This is a genomic window from Capsulimonas sp. (assembly GCF_039929585.1).
In the GTDB taxonomy this organism is placed as follows: domain Bacteria; phylum Armatimonadota; class Armatimonadia; order Armatimonadales; family Capsulimonadaceae; genus Capsulimonas.
Genome location: NZ_JBDSQY010000226.1, coordinates 1 through 3,478, shown reverse-complemented (window position 1 = coordinate 3,478; position 3,478 = coordinate 1). Strand labels below are relative to the sequence as shown.

The following is a 3,478-nucleotide window of genomic DNA, read 5'->3' as shown; positions in this document are numbered from 1 at the left end:
CGATCCCAACATCGCGGCGGCGCTGAGAATCGTTTGTTCGCGGTCATCCTGGGGAGCGCGTGCGAGCAGATCGCCCAGCGGGCCCGTGGCGAGTGTCGGCGCGGGAGCGCCGCGCTCCGTGCCGAGGAGCGCCTGGGTGATGAGGTCGGTCCATGCTTTCATTGGGCGCCTCCAGGGAGTGCGTAAAATCGGCCGTCCGCCCAGGCGCTGAGCGGCAGGAACGACGCGCCGTTCCATTCTCCCCAAAGCGTGACGGGGCGTCCGCCGGCAATTCCCATCAAACGCCATCCGTGCGCAAACGACGGTGAGATCGGCAAGGCGTGTCCTTCGGTGTCCTGCGCCTCCCATTGGCCCTCGCTTGCAGCGAGAAATACATCGCGCAGGGCGAAGGGGTAACGGTCCAGCCAGGGCGAGCGGGCGAGCGCGGCGGCGTAGGCGGCTGTCGCCAGTTCGATGGTCGGATATCCATGCGCGGGGATGTCCGAAACGGAGGGAACGGCTTCGTGACGCGTCTTGACCAGAGCTCGAAGGGGGAAGGCGCCGGGGAAGAATGCAAGGTCGGCGTCCAGTAAAGACCCCGGAACAAGCCCGTCGCCGATGGGCTGGCTGGCGTGTGCGAAACTCAAGACAAGGGCGGGGGAACCGGACTGTTCGCCCCAGAGCCATGTGCGCTGCACGCGCAGCTGTTCTTCTTCCTCAACCCGCTGGGCGGCGACGAACCATCGGTCGCGCACGCCTGGCTCGGCGAGAACTTGCTCTTGACTGACATTGAAGCCCATCGCGGTTCGGATATCGGCCTGGGTCTCCGCGGGAAGTGTTTCCAGGCGTCCATAGCCTTGCAGGAGAAGGTGCAGACGCCCAAGGCGCTCCAGCAGCCGCTCCTGCCATCCTGAGCCCGTCGCGGGGATGCCGGCCATTTCGCGCATCATGCGCGCTAGGCCCGGCGCCTGCGCGTCCACCATTCGTTTGGCGGGGGTATCCCAATAGGAGTAGAGGCGGGAGGCGATCTCGGCGAAGCCGCCGCGCATCAGGTCCCGCATCCAGCGGTCCAGCTCCTGGACGCCGCCCGCGACTTTGGCCTCACGCTGCGCGGCGCGCTTGGCTTGCGCCGCCGTGTCGGCGGGCTTTTCCGGCTCGGTCGCCTTCTGCGTCTGCTTCTCCGCGCGCTCGGCCCGGCTCGCGAGCCATTCGGACACCCAGGCGGGCGGCTCAGCGTCCGCGAGCGCGGCGGGATCGGCGGCGAAGATCAGCATCAATCCCAGTCCATGCTTGCAGGGGAACTTGCGGCTTGGGCAGCTGCACCGGAACGCGGGCTCGGTCAAATCGACCTGTGTCCGATAGGGGCTGGCGCCGCTGCCTTTGCATTCGCCCCAGATGGCTTCGCCGCGCCGGCCGAGCGTCACCCACTTGCCGGCGCTGGATAGTTCCCGCCCTGCCTTAGCGGAGCTTGCGTCCGGAGCGAGCGCCAGTGCTTGATCCGTTGTCCATGAAATCGCCATAGGAACATCCATTCGGTTATTTTGGATAAAAATCCTTCTGTTTTTTTGTGAATTCATCCCGGGAAATTTACTGGTTTATCGTGTACAATGAGTATCTGAATGTACTGCCGCTACCCCTTCATGAAGGCCGAAAAAAAAAGTAACCCAGGGTTCCAAATTAGAGGCACTTGGCACGGGAATTGCTACAGTAATATTACGAGAGCGTATCGCCCGGCGATGCTTCTCTGCGGCGGACTACCTATGAATAACCGTTGAGCCGCAGCGGTTTTCGGAGCACGACCAATGATATACCCTTCCGTACATCGTAATTGCCCGGCCTCGCTCGTCGCTGCTTGCATGTATTGTGTCGCCTGTTGCGATCAATACAATGTTAAGCGGCCCTGCGTCGTTTCCCGCCGTCCCACCCTGACCGCCCTTTCACCTTGACCGAATATTATCCAGCGGAACGTTTTCTCTCATCAAGGGCGGCGTTTCTCACGATTTTATATTTCCGCGGGCTTCTCGCGGAAGCACATTTTGGTTCGATCCCGCTGTCTGGGTCGGACTGATTCGGGAGATTGTGAATGGGAGACAGGCATCTGCTTTCGATCGCTATTCTCTCGATAATCCGGCAGGCTCCACGGCCGTTTTTGGAGCGCGCCGCGTCCTGTATTTAGACGACAGCATTTATAGTAAAGCCGTATCAGCGTAAGGTCGGACAGTCGCCAGCCATTTCAGGGCATTGGGGCGTGGCCTTTGCGGAACGAAGCGAGCGAAGGAAAGAGGAGATCACGACAATGCCGACAGGCAAGATCAAATGGTTCAGTGACGCCAAGGGGTACGGATTTATCGATACCGGCGAAGGCAAGGACTTATTCGTTCACTTTTCAGCCATTCAAGCGGAAGGCTACAAGTCTTTGCGCGAAGGTCAGGAAGTGGAATATCAGGTCGCCGACGGTCCGAAAGGGCCTCAGGCGGAAAACGTCGTCCCGCAAGCCTAATCCCAGCCTGTTATTCGCAGGCGGGACGGCAGGGGCCTCACAACAATTTCAACACTCCGCATTCGGCGGTATAATGAAGCCAGCCGCCTCGCCGTGAGCAAGCGCTCTCTGCGGCGGCTGGCTTTTGTCATTCGGCTCCCGCGCCCCTGCTCTTGGCGCCCATCCCGCAATAACGCCATTGGCTCCGCCATTGCGCGTTTGCGATACAACAGAGGAAGTCAACACGACTATGATGCGTACTCCCAGATTTTTGGCCACCGGCAGGGCGATCCTCGCCCTCGCGCTCTTTGGAACGGCGTTCGCCGTGACCGAAGGAACACTCGCGCGTCCCGCCTGCGCTCAGGCGCCCGACGCGCTCGACACCAACGCCAAGATCAACGTGACCGTGGCGGGTGAAACCGACATTACCGGCGATTACATCGTGGATGCGTCGGGCAACATCACCATGTTGTACGTGAATCAGATCCAAGTCCGAGGCATGAGCGTCGCCGAAGCACAGACCGCAATCACGAAGGCCTTGAAAAAGATTTATCGCAATCCTCAAGTGCTCGTTCGCCTGGTGAACCTGGGCGGCATCGGGGTTTCCGTCACCGGTGCGGTTACGACCCCCGGCGACCGTTTGATGCGCTCCGATGCACACCTGAACGACTTGCTGCAAACCAACGCGCCCACGGCGGTCGCGGACCTCGCCACTGTCGAGATTACGCACGGACTGCCTGGCGAGACCCACAGTAAGGAAGTTGTCAACTACGGTTCTTATCTGACCAGTCAGGTCGCGGCGGGCAATCCCCAGCTGCGTAACGGCGACGTGATCTTCGTCCGCACCAAGGAAGCCGCCCCGGCGCCGCTTCAGGTCAGCCTTCGCGGGCAGGTGAACAAGCCTGGCACTCTTCTGCTGCCGGCGAAGTCCACGCTGATCGACGCCGTACAGGCGGCTGGCGGCTTGACCGTCTCCGCCGATCCGTCCTCCATTCAGCTCCAGCGATCGGGAACCACGGA

3 protein-coding genes are annotated in these 3,478 nt (G+C 61.3%); 2 read left to right on the top strand and 1 reads right to left on the bottom strand.

What is annotated here, in order from left to right; all coding sequences use genetic code 11:
- Positions 1 to 158: 158 nt before the first annotated feature.
- Positions 159 to 1,499, bottom strand: coding sequence for an SWIM zinc finger family protein (locus tag ABIZ35_RS16765; protein WP_348221074.1), 1,341 nt, complete (start codon positions 1,497 to 1,499; stop codon positions 159 to 161).
- Positions 1,500 to 2,275: 776 nt separating this feature from the next.
- Here ABIZ35_RS16765 and ABIZ35_RS16760 point away from each other — a divergent pair.
- Complete coding sequence (locus ABIZ35_RS16760) at positions 2,276 to 2,479, top strand: cold-shock protein (protein ID WP_119320307.1); 204 nt, start codon at positions 2,276 to 2,278, stop codon at positions 2,477 to 2,479.
- Positions 2,480 to 2,708: 229 nt separating this feature from the next.
- Positions 2,709 to 3,478, top strand: a 770-nt coding sequence (locus tag ABIZ35_RS16755; RefSeq protein WP_348221073.1) for a polysaccharide biosynthesis/export family protein, incomplete at its 3' end; no start/stop codon positions are given.

What these genes read in the sequence shown, in the direction of transcription:
- ABIZ35_RS16760 (WP_119320307.1), top strand. Translation starts at nt 2,276, where the DNA reads ATGCCGACAGGCAAGATCAAATGGTTCAGTGACGCCAAGGGGTACGGA.
- ABIZ35_RS16765 (WP_348221074.1), bottom strand. Translation starts at nt 1,499, where the DNA reads ATGGCGATTTCATGGACAACGGATCAAGCACTGGCGCTCGCTCCGGAC.